This is a genomic window from Rothia nasimurium (assembly GCF_049068285.1).
Lineage (GTDB): Bacteria > Actinomycetota > Actinomycetes > Actinomycetales > Micrococcaceae > Rothia > Rothia nasimurium_I.
Genome location: NZ_JBLKPV010000014.1, coordinates 25,363 through 49,867, shown reverse-complemented (window position 1 = coordinate 49,867; position 24,505 = coordinate 25,363). Strand labels below are relative to the sequence as shown.

Annotated in this window: 19 protein-coding genes and 1 tRNA gene; 9 read left to right on the top strand and 11 right to left on the bottom strand. The window is 59.4% G+C overall.

Annotated features, from left to right (window positions below; translation table 11 throughout):
- Nucleotides 1-54: 54 nt before the first annotated feature.
- Entirely contained in the window at nucleotides 55-1,185 is a 1,131-nt protein-coding gene (locus ACMXX3_RS10960) for a helix-turn-helix transcriptional regulator (protein ID WP_421084745.1), read from the top strand.
- A 36-nt stretch (nucleotides 1,186-1,221) separates the two neighbouring features.
- Here the strand turns inward: ACMXX3_RS10960 and ACMXX3_RS10955 are convergent, their stop codons facing one another.
- Nucleotides 1,222-2,142, bottom strand: a complete 921-nt coding sequence (locus ACMXX3_RS10955; RefSeq protein WP_421084744.1) for a sugar-binding transcriptional regulator — start codon at nucleotides 2,140-2,142, stop codon at nucleotides 1,222-1,224.
- Between the two features lie 132 nt (nucleotides 2,143-2,274).
- Here ACMXX3_RS10955 and ACMXX3_RS10950 point away from each other — a divergent pair, with 132 nt between their 5' ends.
- The 4 genes from ACMXX3_RS10950 (at nucleotide 2,275) to ACMXX3_RS10935 (ending at nucleotide 7,232) form a co-directional block, all read left to right on the top strand.
- On the top strand, nucleotides 2,275-4,041 hold the full coding sequence (locus ACMXX3_RS10950; protein WP_421084743.1) for an FAD-dependent oxidoreductase: 1,767 nt from the start codon (nucleotides 2,275-2,277) through the stop codon (nucleotides 4,039-4,041).
- 132 nt (nucleotides 4,042-4,173) lie between these two features.
- Nucleotides 4,174-4,971, top strand: coding sequence for an MIP/aquaporin family protein (locus ACMXX3_RS10945; RefSeq protein WP_421084749.1), 798 nt, complete (start codon nucleotides 4,174-4,176; stop codon nucleotides 4,969-4,971).
- Nucleotides 4,972-5,054: 83 nt separating this feature from the next.
- Nucleotides 5,055-6,608 carry a glycerol kinase GlpK gene (glpK, locus tag ACMXX3_RS10940; RefSeq protein ID WP_421084742.1) on the top strand — a complete coding sequence of 518 codons (1,554 nt, stop codon included), beginning with the start codon at nucleotides 5,055-5,057 and terminating at the stop codon, nucleotides 6,606-6,608.
- 114 nt (nucleotides 6,609-6,722) lie between these two features.
- The gene (locus ACMXX3_RS10935) at nucleotides 6,723-7,232 is read left to right on the top strand and encodes a methylated-DNA--[protein]-cysteine S-methyltransferase (RefSeq protein WP_421084741.1); all 510 of its coding nucleotides are present in this window, start codon (nucleotides 6,723-6,725) and stop codon (nucleotides 7,230-7,232) included.
- Nucleotides 7,233-7,319: 87 nt separating this feature from the next.
- Here the strand turns inward: ACMXX3_RS10935 and ACMXX3_RS10930 are convergent, their stop codons facing one another.
- On the bottom strand, nucleotides 7,320-9,665 hold the full coding sequence (locus tag ACMXX3_RS10930; RefSeq protein WP_421084740.1) for an HtaA domain-containing protein: 2,346 nt from the start codon (nucleotides 9,663-9,665) through the stop codon (nucleotides 7,320-7,322).
- A 274-nt stretch (nucleotides 9,666-9,939) separates the two neighbouring features.
- On the opposite strand from ACMXX3_RS10930, the gene ACMXX3_RS10925 reads away from it, so the two are divergent.
- The 3 genes from ACMXX3_RS10925 (at nucleotide 9,940) to ACMXX3_RS10915 (ending at nucleotide 12,306) form a co-directional block, all read left to right on the top strand.
- Nucleotides 9,940-10,794, top strand: coding sequence for a VOC family protein (locus ACMXX3_RS10925; RefSeq protein ID WP_421084739.1), 855 nt, complete (start codon nucleotides 9,940-9,942; stop codon nucleotides 10,792-10,794).
- 3 nt (nucleotides 10,795-10,797) lie between these two features.
- Nucleotides 10,798-12,027 (top strand): Mbeg1-like protein, encoded by a 1,230-nt coding sequence (locus ACMXX3_RS10920; protein WP_421084738.1) that lies wholly within the window; start codon nucleotides 10,798-10,800, stop codon nucleotides 12,025-12,027.
- Nucleotides 12,028-12,162: 135 nt separating this feature from the next.
- Complete coding sequence (locus tag ACMXX3_RS10915; RefSeq protein ID WP_421084737.1) at nucleotides 12,163-12,306, top strand: hypothetical protein; 144 nt, start codon at nucleotides 12,163-12,165, stop codon at nucleotides 12,304-12,306.
- Between the two features lie 132 nt (nucleotides 12,307-12,438).
- Here the strand turns inward: ACMXX3_RS10915 and ACMXX3_RS10910 are convergent, their stop codons facing one another.
- The gene (locus ACMXX3_RS10910) at nucleotides 12,439-14,094 is read right to left on the bottom strand and encodes an L-lactate permease (RefSeq protein WP_421084736.1); all 1,656 of its coding nucleotides are present in this window, start codon (nucleotides 14,092-14,094) and stop codon (nucleotides 12,439-12,441) included.
- 520 nt (nucleotides 14,095-14,614) lie between these two features.
- Here ACMXX3_RS10910 and ACMXX3_RS10905 point away from each other — a divergent pair.
- Nucleotides 14,615-17,071 carry an ExeM/NucH family extracellular endonuclease gene (locus tag ACMXX3_RS10905; protein ID WP_421084735.1) on the top strand — a complete coding sequence of 819 codons (2,457 nt, stop codon included), beginning with the start codon at nucleotides 14,615-14,617 and terminating at the stop codon, nucleotides 17,069-17,071.
- 76 nt (nucleotides 17,072-17,147) lie between these two features.
- Here the strand turns inward: ACMXX3_RS10905 and ACMXX3_RS10900 are convergent, their stop codons facing one another.
- From ACMXX3_RS10900 to ACMXX3_RS10865, 8 genes are all read right to left on the bottom strand, one after another.
- Complete coding sequence (locus tag ACMXX3_RS10900) at nucleotides 17,148-17,474, bottom strand: hypothetical protein (RefSeq protein ID WP_421084734.1); 327 nt, start codon at nucleotides 17,472-17,474, stop codon at nucleotides 17,148-17,150.
- 357 nt (nucleotides 17,475-17,831) lie between these two features.
- A tRNA-Pro gene (locus tag ACMXX3_RS10895) sits at nucleotides 17,832-17,905 on the bottom strand.
- A 247-nt stretch (nucleotides 17,906-18,152) separates the two neighbouring features.
- Nucleotides 18,153-19,730, bottom strand: coding sequence for a ribosome biogenesis GTPase Der (der, locus tag ACMXX3_RS10890; protein ID WP_421084733.1), 1,578 nt, complete (start codon nucleotides 19,728-19,730; stop codon nucleotides 18,153-18,155).
- A gap of 89 nt (nucleotides 19,731-19,819) precedes the next feature.
- Nucleotides 19,820-20,491: a (d)CMP kinase gene (cmk, locus tag ACMXX3_RS10885; protein ID WP_421084732.1), complete on the bottom strand. Its 672-nt coding sequence runs from the start codon at nucleotides 20,489-20,491 to the stop codon at nucleotides 19,820-19,822.
- Between the two features lie 11 nt (nucleotides 20,492-20,502).
- On the bottom strand, nucleotides 20,503-21,651 hold the full coding sequence (locus ACMXX3_RS10880; RefSeq protein ID WP_421084731.1) for a prephenate dehydrogenase: 1,149 nt from the start codon (nucleotides 21,649-21,651) through the stop codon (nucleotides 20,503-20,505).
- Complete coding sequence (locus ACMXX3_RS10875) at nucleotides 21,651-22,715, bottom strand: pseudouridine synthase (RefSeq protein WP_421084730.1); 1,065 nt, start codon at nucleotides 22,713-22,715, stop codon at nucleotides 21,651-21,653. The genes ACMXX3_RS10880 and ACMXX3_RS10875 overlap by 1 nt, the downstream gene beginning before the upstream one ends.
- A gap of 58 nt (nucleotides 22,716-22,773) precedes the next feature.
- Nucleotides 22,774-23,667: an SMC-Scp complex subunit ScpB gene (gene scpB, locus ACMXX3_RS10870; RefSeq protein ID WP_421084729.1), complete on the bottom strand. Its 894-nt coding sequence runs from the start codon at nucleotides 23,665-23,667 to the stop codon at nucleotides 22,774-22,776.
- Nucleotides 23,660-24,499: a segregation and condensation protein A gene (locus tag ACMXX3_RS10865; protein ID WP_421084728.1), complete on the bottom strand. Its 840-nt coding sequence runs from the start codon at nucleotides 24,497-24,499 to the stop codon at nucleotides 23,660-23,662. The genes scpB and ACMXX3_RS10865 overlap by 8 nt, the downstream gene beginning before the upstream one ends.
- Nucleotides 24,500-24,505: the final 6 nt, after the last annotated feature.

The window sequence follows — 24,505 nt, the reverse complement described above, 5'->3', positions numbered from 1 at the left end:
TGAAACCAACCACTTAATACAACCAATTGGTTGTATGACTGTTAGGATACCTATATGGCACGTATGACTACTCAGCGTAGGAAGCGCCAGCTTACTCCCTCTCGTCAACGGGCGAACTATCTTGCTCGACAAGAACGAGATTTCGTTGCTAGCCTCATCAGCCTCCGCAAAGAAGCTGGGCTGACGCAACAGGATGTTGCAGATAAGCTGGGCGTATCCCAACAAGCGATTTCCAAATTTGAGTCTATGGACTCAAGCCCGACACTCTCCACCGCTCTGTCATACGCCCACGCGGTACAGGCTCTCGTCCACTTCGAAGTCACTCTCGATGAAGGACGTTTCCAAGAATATGGTGAAGACTGGATTACGGTTGAAGTAAAAAGCGCCCCTTCTTCAGAACCAGAAGCTGAAGCAGGCAAAGAATTCGTGGATGTAACACCGGAGCACTTCATCACTCCCCAAGAAGCTGAAGCTTTTGCGGGCATTCTGAAAAGTGACGTAGCTCTTGCGGCACGCAAGCAATCCCCTACTGACGGATTTACCGAACAACAACAGCGGTGGATTCATAGCGTTATGGATAAGGCACTGAGCCAGGTCGATACCTTACCCACTTTCAATGCAGACTCTTTGCGCACTATTGCAGCTGAGATTCCTGCATATACAGCTAACCCCCAGGGATTTGTGGATCTACCAGATTTATTACGCCAGGCCGGGGTCTGCCTTATCTACTCCGATTTCTTACCAGGCACAAAAATGAGCGGGGTAAGCTTCCAGATCAGTGAAACCCCCGTCATTGGGCTTTCAGGGCATGGCCAGAGGCTCGATAAAGTTCTCTTCACGCTCATGCACGAGATTAGCCATATCCTCAATGGCGATATCTCTGCTGAAGCGCCAGCTATCTTGCACGGTGAAGAATCATCGGCTGAACTTATTGAGCATCTAGAACAAGCAGCGGACAAGCTTGCTGTAGAACTAATCTTCGGCAATTGCACGATACCTACGCCGGCAAACCCTCGTAAGGCAAACTACGCTTGGGCTAAAAAAGAAGCTGAAGCACTCAATGTGAATTACATTGTCCTTGTAGGCTATTTGCAAAAGCAAGGGATACTTAACTGGAGTCAGCTCTCCAGCAATCCTCCGAAAGTAATTGATTATATGGAGCAGTGGGGCGAGAAATTCTCCTAGCCGCTAGCCATTATCTACCAGGTGCTGAATCGATCCTTACAAAAGCCTCTCCGCCAGGTCTGCCTCTACCACCAGGTCGGTGATTGCGCCGGTGGCTAGGGCGGCCCGCAGGGCAACTGCGCGGTGGCGGCCAGCAGCCGCGCACACCCGTCGTCCTATCTTCACCAGCTCAGCCGGGGTGGGACCGGTGGCCCGCTGGTTGACCGCCAAATCAGCCCAGGTGCCGTCCTCCCGAATCATGACGGTACACAAATCCCCCACAATCCCCTCAGTCTGTAGCTGCCGCATCTGCTCACCATCAAAATAGCCACCGCTATAGACATGAGATTTCAGCTCACCACCAAAAGCACCCACACCAAAGAGGGCGACATCAACCTGCCGCTGCACCGCCAGCACACCGCGGACAGCCCGCTCCCGCCACATAGCAGCCTTAGTATCGGCAAAATCAAAAAAGGCAGGCACCGGAAAATGAACCATCTGAGCCCCGTAGGCAGCTGACACCTGCCCCAAAATCGCACCCGAATAGGGAATGCCCGTATGCACCGCATTGCCCGCCCCGTTGAGCTGAACCACCGTGACACCGGTCAAAGGACGTTTGGGGAGGAACTGGGCAACCTCGGTGACCGTAGAACCCCAGGCAACCCCCAGAGTAGTGCCGGGCACCATCAGAGAATCCACCAGGTTCGCTGTAGCTATTGCCACCCGGCGCATCCGGGCCTGCTCAGTTGCATGACCGGGGGCCCTCACGACCGTAGCCCTCACCCGGTACATGTCAGAAAGACGTTTTTCAAGGGGGTCGGAGCGGTAGGCGCGTTCATGAATTTGAATAGTTACAACCCCGGTTTCACGAGCCGTTTTGAGCAGGCGGGATACCGTTGGCCGAGACACCCCCAAGCGGCTGGCAATGGCAGCCATGGTTTGATGCTCCCCGTAGTAAAGGTGGGCTGCTTCAACCACCTGATTCTGACTTTTGTTCACCATTTCTCCATCATAGATGAAAGTTCGTTCACCCAGCTGGCCTAACCTACACCCAGTGGTTGAAATAGTGTCAAAGACAATAACAGGCACCCCGTCGCAAGGAAGATCCCCATGACTGCCACCTTCACCACCCAGTCCCACCTCTCAGCAGAAACCCGCACCCAGGCCCTAGCCGCCATGACCGACGAAGCGGGCGTAGACGTCCTCATCATCGGCGGCGGCGTAACCGGCGCAGGTATTGCCCTGGACGCCGCCACCCGCGGCCTGCGCACCGCCATCGTTGAGGCAGGCGACTGGGCAGCGGGCACCAGCGCCTGGTCCTCCAAGCTCGTCCACGGCGGCCTGCGCTACCTCTACAACCTCGACTTCAAGCTGGTAGCCGAAGCCCTCAAGGAACGCGGCCTGCTCCTTGAGCGCACCGCCCCCCACCTGGTCAAGGCCCAGCCCTTCCTCTGGCCCCTCAAGATGCCCGTTATCGAACGCGCCTACTCAGCTGTGGGTATCGGTATGTACGACACCATGGCCTTCGCCGGGGCAGGCGGCCACCGCACCGTCCCCGCCCAGCGCCACTTCACCAAGGAAGGCACCAAAAAGGTCTTCCCCGGTATCAAGGACTCCGCCTTCACCGGCGCTATCCAGTTCTACGATGCCCGCGTAGATGACGCCCGCCTGGTCATTGACATCGTTCGCACCGCCGCAGGCTACGGGGCCCTGGCAGCTTCTCGCACCCAGGTCACCGCCATTAACAAGGACGCCGCCGGGCGGGTTACCGGCGCCCAGATTGTCGACCTGGAGACCGGCGACGAGAAGACCGTCAAGGCCACCCACATCATCAACGCCACCGGCGTGTGGACCGAAGAATCAGAGTCCATGGCAACCTCAGACCACGGCCTCAAAGTCTTGGCCTCCAAGGGCGTGCACATCACCGTGCCCCGCGACCGTATCAAGGCCACCAGCGGTATCTTTACCAAGACCGAAAAGTCCGTCCTCTTCATCATCCCCTGGCAGCGCTACTGGATTATCGGCACCACCGACACCCCCTACACCGAGGACCGCGAGCGCCCCGTCGCCACCAAGGCAGATATCCGCTATGTGCTCGACCAGGCTAATAAGTTGATTGCCGATGAGCTGACCGAGGCCGATATTATTAGCTCCTACGCTGGTCTGCGTCCCCTGCTGCAGCCGGTCGCTAAGAAGGGCGAGAACGCCGCCTCCACCAAGGTCTCCCGTGAGCACACCGTCATGGAGATCGCCCCGGGCATGAGCGCTATTGCCGGTGGTAAGCTGACCACCTACCGGGTTATGGCCGAGGACGCCGTGGACTTCGCCTTAGGTGCCCGCGCCAAGAATCTGCCTTCTGTTACCGAGAACATCAAGCTGGTCGGGGCCGAAGGTTTTGAGGCTTTAGCTGCCCGGGCCGATGCGCTGGCTGCTGAGAACGGTTGGGATACTGCCCGCGTGGAGCACCTGCTGGAGCGCTACGGCGCTGAGCTGGCCGATGTGATCTCCCTGATTCAGGAAGACCCCGCCCTGGGTACCCCCCTGACCCAGGCCCCCCAGTTCCTGCGGGCCGATGTGGTCATGGCGGTGCGGGCCGAAGGTGCCCTGCACCTGGAGGACGTACTGGTGCGCCGCGTCCGCCTGGACCTTGAGGCTACCGACCGCGGCCTGTCAGCTGCCGACGAAATCCTTGAGATTATGGCCGCTGAACTTGGCTGGGACGAAGCCACCGTAGCCCGCGAAAAGGCGATTTACGCCGAGCGGGTTGAGGCTATCGCCGCAGCACAGACCCATACCGAGGACGCGGACGCCGCCGCTGAGGTTCTGGGGGCAACCCACGTCGCCCCCCGCCGTCCTGTCATCACCGCTAACCACTAAATTTCCGGCCCGGGCTTAGCCCGGTACCGTGGGGGCAGGTATCGACTGCCCCCACCCCACACATTTTTGTCACCCACCCCTATAGTCACACCTCTGATTTATCAGTGGTATTTATAAGAAAAGAGGTCAATGATGAGCTCACTCCTGGTAGCTAGCACTGACGTTGTGCTTCAGGCCAGTGCCCTCACCACTGCCGAAGGAAACGCCACCGTTCTGGGGGCCTTCGTATCCGAGGTCATCGGCACAGCCATTCTGATCCTGCTCGGCGCAGGTGTCTGCGCCGCAGTGACCCTGCCCAAGTCAGCGGCAAAAAACACCGACTGGCTCACCATCGCCTTCGGCTGGGGCTTCGCGGTTTTCGCAGCTGTCTACATGTCTGCCCCCTCTGGCGCCCACCTCAACCCCGCCGTCACCCTGGGTCTGCTGGTGGCCGGTAACGATTTTGCCCCCGGAATTGCACCCGGTATCGGTAACTTCTTCGTCTACGTCGCAGCCCAGATGATCGGTGCCTTCCTCGGCGCCTGGGGTGCCTACCTGGTCTACAAGAAGCACTTTGACGAGGCAGAGCCCGGAACCACCAAGGGTATCTTCTCCACCGGCCCCGCTATTCGCTCCTACGGTTGGAACACCCTAACCGAGGCCTTCGGCGCTTTCGTTCTGGTGGGCTTCGTCCTGGCCTCCGGCAGCACCCCCTCGGGTCTTGGCCCCCTGGCTGTTGCCTTCATCGTGGTAGCTATCGGCCTCTCCCTGGGTACCCCCACCGGCTACGCTATCAACCCCGCCCGCGATCTGGCTCCCCGTATCGCCCACGCCCTCATGCCCATCAAGGGCAAGGGTTCTTCCGACTGGGCCTACGCCTGGGTTCCCGTTGTCGGCCCCCTCATCGGTGCAGCAGCAGCTGCCCTCCTCGTCCCGGCCCTGCTGGGCTAAGCCGAACACCGGCGTCCGCCCCCCTACACTAAAAACAACCCTCCCCGCACCGACGACGGTGCATACCCGAAAAGAGAAAAACCATGTCACAGCTCCCCGAGCGCAAGAAGTACGTCCTGTCCATCGACCAGGGCACCACCAGCTCCCGCGCCATCCTCTTCACCAAGACCGGTGAAATCAAGAGCGTCGGCCAGCACGAACACGAGCAGATTTTCCCCAAGGCCGGCTGGGTTGAGCACGACCCCATGGAAATCTGGGAGAACGTGCGTAAGTCCGTGGGTGAAGCCCTCACCAAGGCCGAGGTCAACCACCACGAAATCGCTGCCGTTGGCATTACCAACCAGCGTGAAACCGCCGTTGTCTGGGATAAGAACACCGGTAAGCCCGTCTACAACGCGATCGTCTGGCAGGACACCCGCACCCAGAAAATCTGTGATGAACTAGCTGGCGAGGACGGCCCCGGTAAGTACCACGACATCGTCGGCCTCAACCTGGCCACCTACTTCTCAGGCCCCAAGGTCAAGTGGATTCTGGACAACGTCGAAGGTGCCCGCGAAAAGGCAGAAGCAGGCGATTTGCTCTTCGGCAACACCGACACCTGGGTGCTCTGGAACCTGACCGGCGGCGTTGAAGGCGGCGTCCACGTCACCGACGTCACCAACGCTTCTCGCACCCTGCTGATGAACATCAAGACCCTGCAGTGGGACGAATCAATTGCCGCTGACATGGGGATCCCCATGAGCATGCTGCCCGAAATCAAGTCCTCCTCCGAAATCTACGGTTACGGCCGCTCCAAGGGCCTGCTCAACGGCACCCCCATTGCCGGTATCCTGGGCGACCAGCAGGCAGCCACCTTCGGCCAGGCCTGCTTCGAAAAGGGCATGGCCAAGAACACCTACGGCACCGGTAACTTCATGCTCATGAACACCGGTAACGAGCCCGTCATTTCAGAAAACGGTCTGCTCACCACCGTGGCCTACAAGCTGGGCGACGCCGATCCCGTCTATGCCCTCGAAGGCTCTGTCGCCGTCTCCGGCTCCCTGATCCAGTGGCTGCGCGACAACCTCAAGATGATTGACAACGCCGCCGAATCAGAAGAACTGGCCACCAGCGTTGAAAACTCCGGCGGCTGCTACGTCGTCCCGGCCTTCTCCGGCCTCTTCGCCCCCCACTGGCGCTCAGACGCCCGCGGCGTCATCGTTGGTCTGACCCGCTACGTCAACCGCGCCCACATCGTCCGCGCAGCCCTTGAAGCAACCGCCTTCCAGACCCGCGAAGTTCTAGACGCCATGAATGCCGACGCCGAAGCAGCAGGCACCAAGGTCTCCCTGGAAGAACTGCGCGTCGATGGCGGTATGACCGCCAACGAGTTCCTCATGCAGTTCCAGGCCGACCTGCTGGGTGTACCCGTCATCCGCCCCAAGGTCATTGAAACCACTGCCCTGGGTGCCGCCTACGCCGCCGGTATCGCCGTCGGCTTCTGGGAGGGCGAGCAGGACGTCATCGACAACTGGGCCGAGGACAAGCGCTGGGAGCCTGCCATGGACAAGGACGAAGTCGAGCGCCAGTACCGTCTGTGGAAGAAGGCCGTCTCTAAGACCCTGGACTGGGTCGATGAAGACGTCGAGCAGGACTAACCCCTAGCCTCCTTCTATTACTGGCTACTGAACCGCTTGATTGGCCCTCTCTTCACTTTGGGGTGAAGGGAGGGCCTTTCTTGTCACCAACTGCCGATGAGATAGGCTTGTGACATGACCTACCACGCCCACACCACAACCCCTTTGGGGGAGATGATTTTAGCTTCGGACGGCACCTCCCTCACCGGCGCCTGGTTTCTCGGCCAGGCCCACGCCCCGAAGACTGAAGTGCTGGGCCACCGGGTTGAGATCAGCGACTGCGATGTTCTGACGGACGCAGCAGCCCAACTCCTTGAATATTTTGAGGGGAGCCGCCAGGAATTTGAGGTGCCACTCAAGCCTGACGGCACTGATTTTCAGCTGGCCGTGTGGGAAGCCCTCCTGGATATTCCCTACGGATACACCACCACCTACGGGGCGATCTCAAAGATTGTGGGCCCAGGTGCCCCCGCCCAGGCTGTTGGCCAGGCCGTAGGCCACAATAAACTGTCAATTTTCATTCCCTGTCACAGGGTTCTTTCTGCAGATGGGAAACTTACTGGTTACGCCGGTGGGCTGGAGCGCAAGCAATTCCTGCTCACCCTTGAAGCCCCCAGTGCTGCCGAGGAAGGCCGCCTCTTCTAACGGTCTTGAATAGGCCAGGACGACCCCGCCCCGCTTACCAATCTCACGGTTGGTTAGCGGGGCGGGGCCGTTCTTGGGAGTTAGAGTTTACTTGCGGTTCAGACCGATGCGCTGGGCTGCAACCATTGCAAGTCCAGAAGCCAGCAGGCCAAAAGCTGCGAAGCTATTGACGACGATGTCTTTAGCAAGACCAGTTGCGGCAAGATTTTGGGAAGGGCCGCCATAGGTTTTATGTGTATTCATAGTTGAAACTGTATCGGTTGAAGGTGAAGGCTTGATGAAAGGCGTCTGAAGATTTCCGGTGTTTTCTTCATTCTTCGGAGCCGTTAGATCAGGGGCTGCCCCCTCAGGGCTGACTACATCGGCCTTGATGAGGGTATCAGTCTTGTGGACGTCGGTGGCAGCTTGATCGGTTGGTTCAGCGGTTGGTTCGGGTGCGGTCTCTGGTGTTACCTCCTGGGTAGGTTCGGGAGTGGGCTCGGGAGTGGGCTCCGGTGTCGGCTCAGGAGTAGGTTCCGGAGTAGGTTCCGGAGTGGGCTCGGGAGTCGGCTCGGGAGTGGGCTCAGGTGTCGGCTCAGGCGTGGGCTCAGGCGTGGGCTCAGGTGTCGGCTCAGGTGTCGGCTCAGGCGTGGGCTCAGGTGTCGGCTCAGGCGTGGGCTCAGGTGTCGGCTCAGGCGTGGGCTCAGGTGTCGGCTCAGGCGTGGGCTCAGGGGTCGGCTCAGGCGTGGGCTCAGGGGTCGGCTCGGGGGTAGGAGCCGGAGTCGGCTCAGGAGTAGGTTCAGGCGTGGGCTCAGGAGTCGGCTCAGGAGTCGGCTCAGGAGTCGGCTCAGGAGTAGGTTCAGGGGTCGGCTCGGGAGTAGGTTCAGGAGTAGGCTCAAGTGCTGCTTCAGCGGCGTCCTCTTCGGCATCCCGGGCCAGCAGGTCTTCTAGTTTCTCAGGGTTTGTCTCGTTGACTTCACCCCAGGCGGGGTCAGCAACGTCAGTCCGGCTGATACCAGAGAGGCAGCTCCAATCCTCAAAGGAGTTGTACTGCAATTTCAAGCTCAGCAAATCTGAGTTATCCGCCCACACCGCAAGAGCACAGGGGTCAGAGATAAAGTTATTGCGCAAATCAACCCGCTGAATCTTTTCAATTTCAGGGAGAGTCTGGACCCCGGTCAGCCGGTTATGGCGGAGGGAGATGTCAATGAGGTAGGGGGTATTTTTGAAGCTCACCCAGCTCAGGTCAGCCACCCTATTGTTATCGGCCTGGACAGTCTTGACCCGATAAGGCAGGCCGGTGAGGTGGGTGAGGCGATTGTTGTTGACCTTGACGACGGTAAGTTCTTCGAGGCCAGCTAAGGGTTCAAGGCTGCGAATCTTGTTGTTTTCAGCAGTAAGGCTACCTAGGGAAGGAACCTGGGCCAGGGGGGTGAGGTCTTTTACCTGGTTGTGGGAGACGTCGATACTATGCAGCTTGGTCAGGCCAGCCAAGGGGCTGAGGTCGCTGACCGCCTGGTAAGGAATACGCAGCCAGCTGAGGTTGCGGGCGTGCTCAAGGCCGGTGAGGTCAGTAATTTTTTCGTCAGCTGGAGTGCTGTATCCAATGCAGGGCAGGGTCTGGATCTGCTGCAGAACCTTATTGACAATTGCGGTATCTTCGGGAATTCCCAAGGTGGTGAAGATGCACTTGCGCAGGGCCGGATCAGGCACGTTGACTTCGAAGACCGCTTCGTCAGGATCAGTGAGGGGCGGGCGGAAGAAGGGGTCCTCATAGAGGTCGGGGAAAATCTTCCAGAAGATAGGCAGGGGACGGTCAGCTGCGGTTGGATCACCCCCGGCTAGCTCGAAGGTAGCAAGGATAGGCGCTCCCTTATCCCCCTTATAGAAACCGACGATTCGTTCTGACAGCTCGGCAATCACGGGTGCGTGCGAGTAGACCAGCAGGGTGTTACCGCGGATTTCCCAGGTGAGGTCGGGCAGGTCGGCAATGGCTTCCTGGGTTGCCTGGGCCGGCCCGGTGCCTGCCATAGTGTTGGCGGTGGTTGCATCGACAAGCAGCTGCTTGTTGGCGAAGTCAATGGTGGGGTTTTTGAAGTGGACGTCAAGGTAGCCGTTGTATTTGCTCCAGTGGACGTGGCCGGTGAAGTGCAGTTTGCCGGGGTTGGCCGGGTCGAAGGTTTGGCCGGGGGCCGCCTGCCATTCGAGGTCCTTGGTACCGGGAAGTATGCGGTTTCCTTCGAGGTGGGTTTCAGCGCCTGGCCCGAGATAGCTGCGCCAGCTGTTGACGTAGTTCCAGTTAGCTGAGCCTTCGACGAGGCTAACGGGCTGGTTTGCTTCTGCAGGTGAGGACGCAGCCGGTGCGGCTTCAAGGGCCTGGTCGGGGGTTGCGTAGGCAATGGTGGGGGCTGCCGCTGCTGAGCCGACGATGAGGGCAGCTGCAAGAGCTGTCACGGTGTGGGGTGTTTTCAACTCGATCATCCTTGATGGTGTTGGAAATAAAGGCGATGTGTGGCCTAGTCAAACTTATTTATTAGTATTACCTAAGTTTGAGCTTTGTGTACCCATTTATCATAGTGAGGCCCACCAGCTCAATCGAGAATATTAACCGATTAAGACATACTTTTTTAACTTATTTGCTATTTTTAGCCCGGATTGCCGTCACCCTACAGGCACCCACTCCCCTAGCCGCCCCCGCGTCCTACCCCCACCTGGCAGAATAGGAAGTATGACTTCCACCTTCACTCCCTCAGCCACCCCGGCCGCCTGCGTTTGGATCGACGCTGATGCCCAGGAGGCCACCGACTACTACAGCCAGGCCCTTCCCTTCACCACCGCGTCCCCCAACCCCATGCTTTCAACCCTCAGCATCGACGGAACCAGCCTCTTTCTGCTGACGGCAGGCAACACCTATGCGCCCAATCCGTCAATCTCCGGTTTCCTCCGCTTCTCAGCCGACAGGTTTGGCAGCCAGGACCAGGCCGAAGAAGCCCTGCGGCGCGCCTACCAGGCTGTGGGAGAAGGCGGGGATCTCATGCCCCTTCAGGCCTACCCCTTTGCCCCACTTTTTGCCTGGGTACGCGACCGCTACGGCTTCACCTGGCAGCTCATGCTCGAAGAAACCCCCAGCGGCCTCCCCTTCTTCACCCCATGCTTCATGTTCGGCAATATCGCCCACGGCCACTGCGAAAAAGCCACCGACACCTGGATGAACCTTCTGGGCGGCGAGCGCCTGAGCCTGACCCGCCATGGGGAGGGCTCCTACCTAGAACCTGAAGCCGTCCAGCTCACCACTTTCACCCTGGGTGACGGGGTGTTCTCTGCGATTGATGCCGGCATCTTCCACGATTTCACCTTCTCCCCCGGGGTCTCTATCGTCCTCTTCTACCAGGACCAGGCGGGCATTGACGGGGCCTGGAAGGTTTTATCCCAAGTTCCGGACGCCGAGCGGTGCGGCTGGTGTGTGGATTCCTACGGGGTGTCCTGGCAGGTTCTCCCCCAGAATATTGGGGAGCTCATGGCTGATCCTGCGTCCCTCAAGGCCCTCCTCGAGATGGGCAAGATTGATCTGGCCCAGCTCTAAGTTATGAATCTCATGACCTATGCCCAGCGGTGTCTGGCTGATTCCATCAGCGATAGGCCGCTGACCCCGGTCGATTTCTGTCTCTTAAATGAGCTGGCCTATCTCCCCTTGGATACCCTAGCTGACCACCATTCGGGTTTTCTCCACGGCATTGGGGTGGGCCAGCTGGCCCAGGAGTTTATGACCGATAGCAGCTTGCGGTCTAACTGGTTTTTAGCCACCGGCCAGCGCCTCCAGCTCCTGAAGCTGGTGGCAGCTTCCCAACGGTTTTCTGGGCTTCGTTTTTATCACTATGCGGCCCGGCAGGACGCTGCAGAGCAGGTGCAGTTTGCGGCTTTGACCCTGGTTATTCCGGGGGTTCACCGTCAGGTGATCTTCCGGGGGACGGATGACACTCTCATCGGGTGGAAGGAAGATTTCCATCTGGCAGCCAGCCAGGATATCCCGGCCCAGGCTTTGGCGGTGGAGTACCTCAGCCGGGTTCTTGTAGCCGGTAGTGAAGAACCGGTGATTGTCACGGGCCATTCTAAAGGCGGGCATTTGGCGGTTCATGCAGCCAGCCTGCAAAGCAGAGGCGGCCAAGAGGCCATTGATCAGGTATGGGCATTTGATGCACCGGGGTTTGTCCAGCGCTTCGTAGAGCACCCTGGCTACCGGCGAATACTGGGCAAGGTCCAGGAGGTAATTCCGGCCGATAGTATCGTAGGCCGCCTGATGTTTAAGGCCAGCCAGCCGCTGGTGGTTGCCAGTGGGGCTTTTGGTTTGATGCAGCACTCTATCTTTGTGTGGCGGTGCTCGGCTGATGGGCAGTTCACGGTGGCAGAGCACCCAACAGCAGCCAGTGACCGGGTGGAGCAGGTGACCCGTGATTGGTTGGATCGTCATTCTCCCGAAGAGATCCAACAGGTAGTTGATATCTGTTTTGCCCTAGCTATGGACGAGGGCTACACCAGCCTTCTTGAGATTACCCAGAATGTGGTGCCTTTTGTACAGCGGATGAAAACCAAGTCTGCCGAGCTAGATCCTGATTCTTACGCTCTGGCTCAGGAGTGTTTGGAGGATTATTTGGCCTTGTGGAGGCAGGTTCGGAGCGAGCAGAAATCTACCGCTGAGACGTCCCGGCTCGTCCAGTTTGAGGCAGGTTTGCGGGCGTCCTTTGTGAACCGTTTCGGCTCAAAGCGGGCTGGGCAGAGGACGGACGAGGCCCCGGCCACCGAGGACGACGAGGCGTAGGCCCACGGGGTGAGCTGCTCCTTTGGTGAAGGCAACCACTTCATTTGTGTGACCCCCAGCGGTGGCAATACCAACCTAACGATTCGTTTCGATGAAAACGGCTCAATAGTCCAAAACACCACGAAGGAGAGCACTGTGGTCACAGATGTTGCCCCTCTCCCTACCGGATACTCCATCAATACAGCAACAGCCTCCTGCCTCAACGACGGCACCTACCTGGTCTGTTCCAACGGAACGACCACCTTCCGCTTTAACGCCACCGAATTCACGGAATTGTAGAGTCCCGCTCCCCACCCCGGGAAGAAATGAACGCCCGCCCCACTCGTCCTTGCCAGAAGCAGGGAGGTGGGGCGGGCGTCCTTTATGCATTCAGTGCCTAGTGGGGCTTAGCGCCTAGTGGGGCTTAGCGTCTTAGGCGGGCATCACCAGCGAGAGGACGTAAACCCAAACGCAGAGAATCACCAGCAGGGCCAAGGAGAACTTAATAGCGGCGTTGGTAATCTTGGATTCCTGACCGCTCATGTTAACCGACGCGGCGGCAATGGCGATGGACTGGGGAGAAACAACCTTTGCCATCACACCACCGGCGGTGTTAGCTGCTACCAGCAGGCCGGAGTTGGCGCCAATCTGGCTTGCGGTGGTGGCCTGAAGGCCGGCAAAGAGGGTGTTGTTGTTGACCACTGAGCCGGTCACGAAGACACCAATCCAGCCGATGATGGGCGAGAAGAGCGGGAAGATTGAACCCACTGCCGCCAGGGCCAGGGCCAGGGCAGAAGACATGCCACCGAAGTTCATGACGTTTGCGACGGCCATGACCAGGCAGATGAGCAGGATCGGCTGCCAGAGCTGCTTCCAAGCGCCACCCAGTTCTTCAAAGGCAGCTGCCCAGGAGATATTGGAGATTGCAATGGTGATGAGAGCTGCGAAGAGGATCGCGGTGCCTGATGCGCCAAAGAGGGTCCAGTTCCAAACGGCCTTCATGGCAGTTTCTTCAGCAACGATGGGGGCGACCTGGGCGATCTGGCCGTGCAGGGCAGGCATCTGGACCGGAATGGTGGTGAAGTTCAGGACGCCAGCAGCTGAGGTTTCAGTAGCAGGCTTGACCAGGTTCTTGATGACGGGGGTTGACCACAGCAGGATCATGATCGACAGGACGATGAAGGGGCTCCATGCCTTGACTACGCTTGCAAAGGTGAAGCCGGAGGGGCTACTACCGAGTTCTTCGAGGCTGGGGGCGCCGGGCTCACGGTAGATGTAGGAGGGCTGCCACTTCATCATGATGACTGCCAGCAGAATCAGACCGATCAGGTAGGGAATAATATCGACGAGTTCAGGGCCGATGGCCAGCAGGACGCCTGCCTGGGCAGCTGATACGACAAGGCCGAGGACGAGGGCAACAAGGCCGGTCTGCTTGAGGCCGCGCAAACCGTCGAGCATGACAACGAGCAGCAGGGGAACAAAAATAGTGATGATTTGCAGGACCCATACCATCATGCCGTTGAGTTCAGCAGCCGGAACACCGGAGACGGTTGCGCCGGTGATGACGGGGATACCGATAGCGCCGTAGGCGCCGGACGCGACGTTTGATACCAGGGCCACGAGACAGGCCTTGATGGGGTCGAAGCCTAGGGTAACGAGCAGGGCGGCACAGATAGCGATGGGGATACCGAAGCCTGCAGCGCCTTCAAGGAAGCCACCGAAGCAGAAGGCGATGAGCAGTACCTGGATGCGCTGGTCAGCGGAGACTGCTGAGACGGAGCCTCGAATGACGTCGAAGTTACCGGCGCGGACGGTGATGCGGTAGAGCCAGACGGCCATGAGGACGATCCAGCCGATGGGCCACATGCCGGAGAGGAAGCCGTATCCGATCGCTGAGATCGAGGAGGCGAAGGGCATGCCGAAGACAAGGACGGCGAGGCCGACAGCCGCTGCGAGTGCGACGAGGGCGGCGTGGAGTCCCTTCATTTTGAGGACGGTGAGCCCGAGGAGGAAGACGAGGATCGGCACGGCTGCCACGAGGGCTGAGAGTGCCTGGTTGTTCAGTGGGTCGTAGACCTGCTGCCACATAGGATTAGTTTTCCTTCACTGCGGGCTGTTATCCCGCGCTTGTGTTTATGTGCTTTTAGCACTTCGTTCTCTTCTAAAATACCACTGATTCACACACAAAACACAGGAAAACCAACACAGGGCCTGTTCAGCGCTTTTGGTCTTTTCTCCCTGAAGTCAGACAAGCCTGCCCACCATCCAACCCCGGATCACAAAAACCAGTATTTATGCAAGTCACAAGAGGTTTTTTAAACCCTAGATCTGGGCTTCACTCCCCTTATTTCACCCCTTACCTTAAGGCCGTGTACTTGCTTACACTCCCAGACAACAGTAAGACTGCCCCCTACCGGCCCACCCCACAAACCCCACAGAACCCACACAACACGAGCAGCGACGTCCCCACCTTCATTTCACCAACCATTCAGACACCCCCCTCCGGCCCCACCCACCCTTACGTTTTTTTCATACAATTAAGCCTAGTGGGGTCTTAGACCTCCCCACTGCACACCTTGGAAGCCTTGCTCACCATCGAAGGAATATCATGCACGGTAACAGGAAATTCCGCCTGGCACGCCCAGCCGCTGCCCTCCTCACCTCAGTCGTTACTGCTACGACCTGCTTCGCCCTTCCGCCAGCCACAGCCACTGACCATATCCCCATCTCCAGTATCCAGGGCCCTGGCCCGCGTAGCCCCCTGGAGGATCAGACAGTCACCACCCGCGGCGTAGTCACCGCCGTCTACCCCGAAGGTGGGCTGAAGGGCTACTTCATTCAAACCCCAGGCACCGGCGGAGACCGTAGCCTCAGCCGTACATCCGATGGACTGTTCATCTACTCCCCGGCAACCGTTGCTTCGGTTTCAGTCGGCGACTACGTTGAAGTTACAGGTAAGGTCAGCGAGTATTTCGACCAGACTCAGCTGACCGTGTCCACAGCAGATAGTCTCACAGTTCTCGCAGTGCCCTTCACTCCCGTTACACCCGTCCAAGGGGCCCTCCCCGAGAACCCTCATGTAAGGGAATCTCTGGAAGGCATGCTGCTACAGCCAACCGGTGACATCACCGTAACTGACAGCTACAACACCAATAGGTATGGAGAAATAGGTCTGGTCAACGGAACAACCCCTCTGCGCACAGCCACAGATGTTGTTGCACCCGGCCCTGAAGCCTACGCCTACGAAGCTGCAAACGCACAGAAAGTTATACTTCTCGATGACGGTGCCACCATTGATTACACCCGGGCAGGCACCGGAGTCCCCGTCCCCTACCTGGACCTAAACACACCCCTCCGGGTGGGTGCTAAGGCAGAATTTACCCAGCCCCTCATTCTTTCCTACTCCTATAACGCGTGGCGGCTCCAACCTACTAGCCCGGTCACAGGCAACACAGACCCCGCCCAGGTTCCACTTTCCCTTACCCACACCCGTCCAGCTCCTGTTCAGCTGACCAGCAAGCACAGCATCTCCAGCTTCAACGTACTGAATTACTTCACCACCCTGGGTGATTCTGTCACCGGTTGCAAGTTCTACACCGACCGGGACAAAAACCCCATTACCGTCTCTGGTGGTTGTTCAGTGCGAGGCGCTGCAACCCTTGCCAGCTTTGAACGCCAGGAAGCCAAGATTGTTGAAGCGATCAACAAAATCGACACTTCTGTACTCTCCCTTGAAGAAATCGAAAACCCAGCCGCAACTATCCAGGGCGACCGTGACGGTGCCCTCAAAAACCTAGTCACTGCGCTCAACAGGGCAGCCGGTTACACCAAGTGGGAGTACGTCCCCTCCCCCAAGGACCTCCCGGCCAACGAAGACGTTATCCGCACAGCCTTTATTTACCAGCCGACAGAAGTTGCACCAGTGGGTGATTCTGCCATCCTCGACGACCCCGCCTTTTCAAACGCCCGTCAGCCTCTAGCCCAAGCCTTTGCCCCGGCATCCGCTGGCCCCGTCAAAAATACCGATGTCTTTGTTGCAGTGGTCAATCACTTCAAATCTAAGGGGTCAGGTTCCGGAGAGGACGCTGACCAGGGCGACGGCCAGGGAGCTTCAAACGCTTCACGAGTGGCCCAGGCTAAAGCCTTAGTCATGTTTGCTGAAGAACAAAGCCAAGCTCATAGCACTGACAAAATCATGTTGCTTGGTGACTTCAATGCTTACACCAAAGAAGACCCTATGAAGGTTCTGACTGATGCAGGCTACACCAATATTGGCGAGAAATTTAACGCTGGTCAGACTTATCTTTTCGGTGGCCGCACTGGCTCGCTTGACCATATTTTGGCTTCCCCTGCTTTGACGGAAAAGGTCGAGTCAGCAACCGTCTGGAATATCAACTCTGTTGAATCTATTGCCCACGAATACAGCCGGTATAACTACAACATCACCAACTTCTACACGCCCTCTGAGTTCCGGTCATCAGACCACGATCCACTTCTAGTCGGTTTGAACATTGCCCCTGCCCCATTTGAGTTCAAGGACGTTCCTAAGTCAGACCCCTTCTACCATGAGATTACCTGGCTGGCAGACCGTGGTATTGCAACCGGATGGGAAGATGGAACCTTCCGCCCCCTGAACTCCGTAGAACGTGGCGCCATGGCTGCCTTTTTCTACCGTCTAGCAGGGAAGCCCCAGTTCACAGCTCCGGACCAGCCTTCCTTCAAAGACGTCCCTGTCTCTCACCCGTTCTACCTAGAAATCGAATGGATGAAATCTCGTGGCATCACCAAGGGCTGGGCAGACGGTACCTTCCGCCCCGAATCTTTTGTGACTCGTGATGCGATGGCTGCCTTCTTCTACCGTTATGCTGGATCCCCCTATTATGTGGCCCCTGTGACTAGCCAGTTTGCAGATCTTGAGCCAACCAGCATGTTCTATCAAGAAATTATGTGGTTACGCTCTCGCGGCATCACCACAGGGTGGCCGGACCAGACCTACCGTCCCTTAGATCCGGTCAAGCGCGATGCCATGGCAGCTTTTATCTACCGTTTTGAGAATCATCGGTAAACAGACCACCCAATCTACATCAGATTGATGAACGTGAGCCGGTTCCGCGCTATGGTGGGGCCGGCTCTTGGTCTATCTAGAGGCTTACGGTGTACCTGCGGGCGGGGGTCTCCGCCAGATCAGCCAGGGTCCTCTCGAGGCTCGTTACACGGATACCCGGGCTAAAGACAGTGGTGTCAGTGGGCAGGTGCAGTTCCCCGTGGTGGACGGTAAAACCCTGGGCCCGGGTGCGGTGGAAAGAATACACATGCAGAGTCTCCGGCAGGTTCCTGTAGGGCAAACCGTGTATGAGGGCCGCTGTATCGTGCGAAAAGATGATGTCAGGGGTGGACGCTGCCTGGGCGACGACACGGGCCAGATACTGCTCCTCAGCGGTCAGGCAATCCCAGTCTTTTCGGTGCATATAAGATCCCCGAACCACCCTAATATACAGTCCCCTCCCTAGGGCACCCGTGAGCTGGTGAACGCTAGAGTACCGGCGGGCTAGAGCGTGGTAGGACAGGAGCTTGCCTCTGAGTTCTTCAAGTTGAGTCATGGTTCTCAGATTAGAACGAGATACCTCATGAGCCCAGGCCGACGCTCACCTGTGGATACCCCTCCACCCCCACTTTCACTGCATTCACAAGGGAAAATTGGTGACAAGCGTCCGCACCGACCCCTGAATTGGTGAACCGGCACCGACTATGACGGGTATATGAAGGTCCCCAAGCGCACGAAAAAGCTCTGTTCACTAGTTATCTAGTGAACAGAGCTTACTCTGTCGGGTTGACAGGATTTGAACCTGCGACCCCTTGACCCCCAGTCAAGTGCGCTACCAAGCTGCGCCACAACCCGATTGTCTCTCGTGAACTTTCCGTTCTCTCGAGCACTCGTATAACTATACGCACCTCTTGAGGCGAGTGCAAATCGAAAAACCCTCTTTTTACCCCTTTTTCACAGAGGTTTAGGTCACATTCTTTTGGTGCCTTGATTTTTCAAGGGTTTTCGCGTCCCCACCGGCACATGAAGACAGAAAAAAGCCGGTGGGTTAGGCCCGAAGACCTCCCCCACCGACCGTTTTGCATAACTGAGTTAGCTCAGGTTAGCGGCGTCCGCCCTTACCTGACTTACCGCTTTGACGCTCACCGAGGCTGCGGCGCTCACGCACGCGCATGGTGATGTCAATCGGGGTGCCGGTGAAGTCGAAGGTTTCACGCAGACGGCGGGCAATGAAGCGGCGGTAGCCGGGGTCCAGGAAGCCGGTGGTGAAGAGGACGAACTTGGGCGGACGGGAGGACACCTGGGTGCCGAAGAGGATACGGGGCTGCTTACCGCCACGCAGGGGGTGGGGGTGGGCTGCCACGATTTCACCCAGGAAGGCGTTGAGGCGGCCGGTGGGAATACGGGAGTCCCAGGATTCCAGGGAGTGTTCCAGGGCGGGAACCAGTTTGTCCTTGTGCCAGCCGGTCTTGGCTGAGATGTTGACGCGCGGTGCCCACTTCACATGGGCAAGGTCGCGCTCGATTTCGCGTTCGAGCATTTCGCGGCGGTCTTCATCCAGGGTGTCCCACTTGTTGAAGGCCAGCACCATGGCGCGTCCGGAGTCAACGGCCATCTGCACAATTCGGACGTCCTGCTCGCTCAGGGGCTCAGAAACATCCAGCAGAACAACAGCCACCTCGGCGCGTTCAATGGCGGTCTGGGTGCGCAAGGAGGCGTAGAAGTCAGCGCCCTTGGCCATGTGCTGGCGGCGGCGGATACCTGCGGTATCGACGAAACGCCAGGGGCGGCCGCCCAGTTCAACGATTTCGTCCACGGGGTCGCGGGTGGTGCCAGCCAGGTCGTTGACCACGGCACGTTCTTCCCCGGCCAGCTTATTGAGCAGGGAGGACTTGCCGACGTTGGGGCGGCCGATCAGGGCGATACGGCGGGGGCCGCCCAGGGCCTCAGGCTCGGCGTACTGGGAGTGTTCGGGGAGCACTTCCAGCATGGCGTCCAGCATGTCGGCCAGGCCGCGGCCGTGAACGCCGGAGACGGGGTGGGGCTGGCCCATGCCGAGTGACCAGAGGGCGTGAATCTCAGTTTCCTGGTGCTCGGTATCAACCTTGTTGGCCACCAGCAGGATCGGCTTGTCGACTCGGCGCAGCATTCGCACAATGGCTTCGTCGGTGGCCGTGATACCGACCATGGCGTCAACGACGAGCAGGACGACGTCCGCGTGGGCAACAGCGATTTCTGCCTGGGCAGCAACCTGGGCGTCAATGCCCTTAGCGTCGGCTTCCCATCCGCCGGTATCAACCAGGGTGAAGTCCTTGCCGTTGTGTTCAGCCTTGTAGGAGACGCGGTCGCGGGTGACACCGGGCTTGTCTTCAACGACAGCTTCACGGCGGCCAAGGATTCGGTTGATGATGGTGGACTTACCGACGTTGGGACGGCCAACGATAGCAACAACCGGGTCAGCTTCCTGGTTCTCGTCCTCGTCGATGTCGAAGCCCCAGGAGCCCAACAGGGCGCGGTCTTCTTCGTCCAGGTCGTAGTCTTCAAGGCCAGCCAGCAGGGCTTCTGCCCGCTGGTTGGCGGTTTCGTCGTCAATTTCGGCCAGGCGGTCCGATACGTCATCGTCGCCGCCGCCGAGGAACTTGACCTCGTAGTCGTCGTGGGGGGTGAGTTCGTCGCTCATGCGATTCCTCCTGTGGTGCGGGCCCGGCGGGTGCCGGGGTTTGGTCTTAAGTCTAATGAATGGGGCGGACGCGGGCGCCCCGGCCAGGGTTAGCGGGCTAGTTGGGCTTTCACGGCCTCAATCACGGCGTCGATGGTCTCTTCAAAGTTGAGGTCTGAGGAATCAACCAGGGCTACGCCCTCGGCTGCTTCGGTGAAGCTGGTGACCTTGGAGTCCTTGGCGTCGCGGGCAGATACCTGGGCGGCAAGCTGCTCGGAATTCTGGGTGCCGCCCAGCTGCAGGCCGCGGCGGGCCAGGCGGACTTCTTCGCTGGCGGTGAGCAGGACGCGGGCGTCGGCATCGGGGGCAACGACGGTGGTGATGTCGCGGCCTTCTGCCACCATGCCGGTCTTGGCGCGGGCGATGAAGTCCCGCTGCAGGTCAATGAGGATCTGGCGGACGTCCAGGTTGGAGGCAACGGCTGAGACTGCCTCAGAGATACGGGGCTCGCGGATAGCATCGCGCACGTCCACTCCCCCAACCTCGATGACCTCTTCATCAGGGCTGGTGCCCTGCACATAGGGGAAGCTGCGGGCGGCAGCGACCAGGGCTTCCGCGTCGGAGGTGTCCACCTGAGTATCAAGGCAGTACCAGGTCAGGGCGCGGTACATGGCACCGGTGTCCAGGTATTCGAGGCCGAAGTGGCGGGCCACGGCCTTAGAGACCGAGGACTTACCAGAACCTGAAGGGCCGTCAATAGCGATTACAAGCTTGTCAGACATGGTTTTCTTCCTTACTTGACGACCTTCCAGCCGCGGCTGGTGAGGTCTTCGATGAGTTTTTCGTGTTCGTTAGGGTTGACCGACAGCTCAGCCATACCCACCTGGGCGCCGGGTGAATGTTCGAGGCGCAGGTCTTCCAGGTTGACTCCGAGTTCCCCGATTTCAGCCAGCAGGCGGGCCAGGGTGCCGGGGGTATCGTCCACCAGCACGGTGAGCTGGGCAAAAGCCGACGGGGAGCCGCCGTGTTTACCGGGGATGCGGGCAACGCCGGAGTTTCCCTCGCTCATCAGCTGGGCGATATCGAGTCGGGCCCCGTTGGCGGTGGGAGCTTCCAGGGTGCTGATCAGGCGTTCGAGATCCTCCCTCACCCCGTAGAGGGTCTGAACCACAGGTTCGGCGTTGGCTGAAAGAATCTGTACCCACAGGCCAGGGTCGGAGGCTGCGATCCGGGTAGTGTCGCGCAAGCCCTGCCCGGCCAGCCCCAGGGCGTAGAGGGGGGTGTCCTGCAGGCGGGAGGCCAGCAGGGAACTCATGACCTGGGGAACATGCGAAATCAGGGCAACGGTGCGGTCGTGCTCGTCCACATCCATATGGGTAATGGTTGAGCCCAGCTCGGTGGCCAGCTGTTGGGCAACCTTGACCAGCTCAGGACGCACCGTCTCGTGTTCACAGAGCACCCAGGGGCGGGCTGAAAACAGCTCCCCGCGGGCGGCAACAGGCCCGGACTTTTCCCGCCCGGCCATGGGGTGGGTGCCCAGGTAACGGCTCACGTCAGCCCCAGAGGCCCGAATCTGCTCAAGAATCCCCGACTTCACCGAGGCAATGTCAATAACAAAGGACGCCGGATAGTCGGCCAGCGCCCGCACCACCAGGTCGGCGGTGACGTCCGGGGGCGCGGCGACGACGACCAGCTGGGGGGCAAGATCCAGCTGGGCGGGGGCGTCCTGCCCCTCCTTACCCTGCCATTCGCGGACCAAAGCCCGCAGGGAGGTGCCAGCACCGATATCTTCGGCAACGGCTTCGGTGGTGGGTGAAATATCGCTGATGTAGACGGTGTACCCGGCGTACCGCAGGCCCAGGCCAATGGAAGCGCCCAGCAGACCCGCCCCGATCACCAGGACGGGGCCGTGCAGGTGGGAATCAAAAGTGGGGGCTGTCATTACATCCCTACCGAAGCCAGCAGCTTACCGATTTCGACCTTGGAGAGGTTGCGGACGGTGCCCTGCTTTTGGGAGCCAATGTGGATGGGGCCCATCTCAACGCGGACCAGCTTCTCCACCGGGTAGCCGACATGCTCGAACATGCGGCGAATAATGCGGTTCTTACCGGAGTGGATAGTGACCTCAACCAGGACGTGGCCGGGGGTGGAGTCCACCAGCTTGAACTCGTCAACGCGGGTGACGCCGTCCTCAAGCCGCAGGCCCTTCTTCATGGCTGCACCGATGCCGGGTTCCATGGGGCCAGGGACCTGCACCAGGTAGGTCTTGGGTACCTCGTAGGAGGGGTGGGTCAGGCGGTTGGCTAGTTCGCCGTCGTTGGTCAGCAGCAGCAGGCCTTCGGTTTCGACGTCCAAGCGGCCGACGTGGAAGACACGTTCGGTCATGGAGGAGCGCAGGAAGTTGGAGATATTGGGGCGGCCGTCGGGGTCGTCCATGGCTGAGACAACGCCAGCAGGCTTGTTCAGCACCATGTAGACCAGCTTGTCGTTGGTCTGGATGGTCATGCCGTCGACCTGGATGCTTACCTTATCGGGGTTGACGCGCACGCCCAGTTCGGTCACGAGGACGTCGTTGACGGTGACGCGGCCTTCTTCAATCATCTCTTCGCAGACGCGACGGGAGGCCACGCCTGCGGAGGCCATGACCTTTTGCAGGCGGACGCCCTCGTGGTCGTAGAAGGGGTAGTGGTCAACCGGTGCGTTCTTGGGTCGGCGGGGACGGTGGGGGCCAAAGTTCTTGGTGCCGCGGTTAGCCGGGCGGAACTCACCCATTTCCTTGGCAAAGGGCTGGCCGGAGCGGAACTTGGGGCCCTTGCCGGTGCCTGCCTTACGGGGGCCGCCGGGGGTACCGGGCTTTGCGCCCTTGTTGCCCTTGAAGCCGCCCTTACCGGCAGCTCCCTTGCCTGCGCCGGCAAAGCCCTTGCCGCCGCGGGAGGCGCCTGCCTTGCCAGAGCCAGGGCGGCCACCGCGTCCTGCATTACCTCGTGAGTTATTTCCGTATGCCATGTCTTTTCCTCTTCTTCTGTGGTCTGTGGGGGCGCGGGTGCGCCCCAGTGGTGTCTATTTAGTCTGTTGTGATGTCTAGGACGGCCCCGCTACTCACCTCTGCCGGTTCTGGCAGGTAGGGGGCCAGGGCGGGAAGTTCGTCCAGGGAGTTGAGCCCAAGTTTTTCCAGCAGGGTATCGGTGGTGATGTACTGGGTGGCGCCTTTTTCGTCGGGCACGGTTTCGGTTATCAGCCCGCGCTGGAGCAGGTTGCGTACCGCCGCGTCCACCGATACCCCGCGTACCTGGGCGATGTAGGCCCGGGTGGCCGGTTGCTGGTAGGCAATGACGGCCAGGGTTTCAAGGGCTGCCCGGGTGAGTTTGACGGTTTGGGCTCCCACCACGAAGCGGCCCACCCAGGGGGAGAAATCTTCCCTGGCGTAAAGCCGCCAGCCACCTGCTACCTGGCGGAGTTCAAAGCCCCGGGGCTCGTGGGTTCCGCTGGCGTCGTCATAGCCCGTGTAGTCGCGGACGAGTTCGTCCAGGGCTGTTTCAATCGCCCTCTCTGACACGATCAGGGCGGCTGCAAATTCGCGGACGCTCACCGGAACATCAGCAACCGCTAGGATCGCCTCAATTGCGGCTTTCACACCACCTGGCTGGAGTTCTACTCGGGTAAGGTCTGCGGACGAGGCCGCCACCACCGGCTTCTGGGAAGAAGCCTTGGGACGGGCCGGGGCAGCTGGCCTGGCTCCTGGTGTTTCAGGGGTAGGGGCGACTGCAGCCTCTGACTCGGGGGCGGTTTCCGAAGGGAGCTCGGTTCCTTCTGCCTGAGCAGAATCGGGGCTGGCCTCGGGTTCAGGGGCTTGATCGGACTCAGCTAGCTCGGGGGTTTCTGTTTCCTCTGGTTCGGCTCCCCAGGAACCTGCCAGCAGGATTTTCAGGTCGTCGTCACTGTAGTCGGGGTTAGACATGGGCGGCCTCCTCCGGGGGTTCAGGGCGGGTCAGGGTCAGGGTGATGGGGCCAAGGGTTACCTCTTGGCTGACATTGATGAGGCCTTCCTTGTAGAGTTCCAGCACTGCCAGGAAGCGAACTGCTATAACCTCCCGGTTGGCAGCTCTCTGACAGATATCGTCAAAGGTCAGGGGCCCTGGCGCCTGGCTGAGGCGGCTGAGAATTTCAGCTTCTTCCACAGCGATAGTGGTGGCCGGGTGGTAGATGTGGCCGGTATCAATGGTTTCAGGCTCGGGGGTAAGGTCGGGGGCCTGGTCAAGCCGCAGGGCCTGGGCAGCAATCTGGGCAAAGGCTTGGGGGGTGAGGTCAAAGACCAGTTCGGGCAAGACCTTGGCAAAGGCCGGTTCCAGGGCGACGGTGCGGGCAAAGCGCTGCGATTCGGCTGCGAATTTCTCAGCCAGGACAGCGGTCACCTCCCGGTAGGCCCGGTATTGGAGTAGGCGGGCAAAGAGGAGGTCGCGGGCTTCGAGTAGGTCGGGGTTGGCCTGGATTACTTTTTCGCCGCGCGGTAGCAGGCGGGCGGTTTTAAGTTCGATGAGGGTTGCGGCGGTAACGAGGAATTCGCTGGCTGTGTTGAGGGCAATTTCCTGCCCCCGGGGGTGGTCGGTGTCAAAGGCACCCCTGATGTAGGTGAGAAATTCGTCGGTGACTTCTGCCAGGGCAATATCGGTGATGTCGAGTTTTCGACGGGAAATAAGGGTAAGGAGGAGGTCGAAGGGACCTTCGAAGTTGCTCAGGGTGAGCGTAAAAGGCGCGGGGGCGCTCTGAGTAAGTGTGTTCGGTACCGTCACGGCAGC

Coding starts and splice junctions, on each gene's coding strand:
- ACMXX3_RS10960 (WP_421084745.1), top strand. CDS start 55: ATGGCACGTATGACTACTCAGCGTAGGAAGCGCCAGCTTACTCCCTCT.
- ACMXX3_RS10950 (WP_421084743.1), top strand. CDS start 2,275: ATGACTGCCACCTTCACCACCCAGTCCCACCTCTCAGCAGAAACCCGC.
- ACMXX3_RS10945 (WP_421084749.1), top strand. CDS start 4,174: ATGAGCTCACTCCTGGTAGCTAGCACTGACGTTGTGCTTCAGGCCAGT.
- glpK (WP_421084742.1), top strand. CDS start 5,055: ATGTCACAGCTCCCCGAGCGCAAGAAGTACGTCCTGTCCATCGACCAG.
- ACMXX3_RS10935 (WP_421084741.1), top strand. CDS start 6,723: ATGACCTACCACGCCCACACCACAACCCCTTTGGGGGAGATGATTTTA.
- ACMXX3_RS10925 (WP_421084739.1), top strand. CDS start 9,940: ATGACTTCCACCTTCACTCCCTCAGCCACCCCGGCCGCCTGCGTTTGG.
- ACMXX3_RS10920 (WP_421084738.1), top strand. CDS start 10,798: ATGAATCTCATGACCTATGCCCAGCGGTGTCTGGCTGATTCCATCAGC.
- ACMXX3_RS10910 (WP_421084736.1), bottom strand. CDS start 14,094: ATGTGGCAGCAGGTCTACGACCCACTGAACAACCAGGCACTCTCAGCC.
- ACMXX3_RS10905 (WP_421084735.1), top strand. CDS start 14,615: ATGCACGGTAACAGGAAATTCCGCCTGGCACGCCCAGCCGCTGCCCTC.
- ACMXX3_RS10900 (WP_421084734.1), bottom strand. CDS start 17,474: ATGCACCGAAAAGACTGGGATTGCCTGACCGCTGAGGAGCAGTATCTG.
- der (WP_421084733.1), bottom strand. CDS start 19,730: ATGAGCGACGAACTCACCCCCCACGACGACTACGAGGTCAAGTTCCTC.
- cmk (WP_421084732.1), bottom strand. CDS start 20,491: ATGTCTGACAAGCTTGTAATCGCTATTGACGGCCCTTCAGGTTCTGGT.
- ACMXX3_RS10880 (WP_421084731.1), bottom strand. CDS start 21,651: ATGACAGCCCCCACTTTTGATTCCCACCTGCACGGCCCCGTCCTGGTG.
- ACMXX3_RS10875 (WP_421084730.1), bottom strand. CDS start 22,715: ATGGCATACGGAAATAACTCACGAGGTAATGCAGGACGCGGTGGCCGC.
- scpB (WP_421084729.1), bottom strand. CDS start 23,667: ATGTCTAACCCCGACTACAGTGACGACGACCTGAAAATCCTGCTGGCA.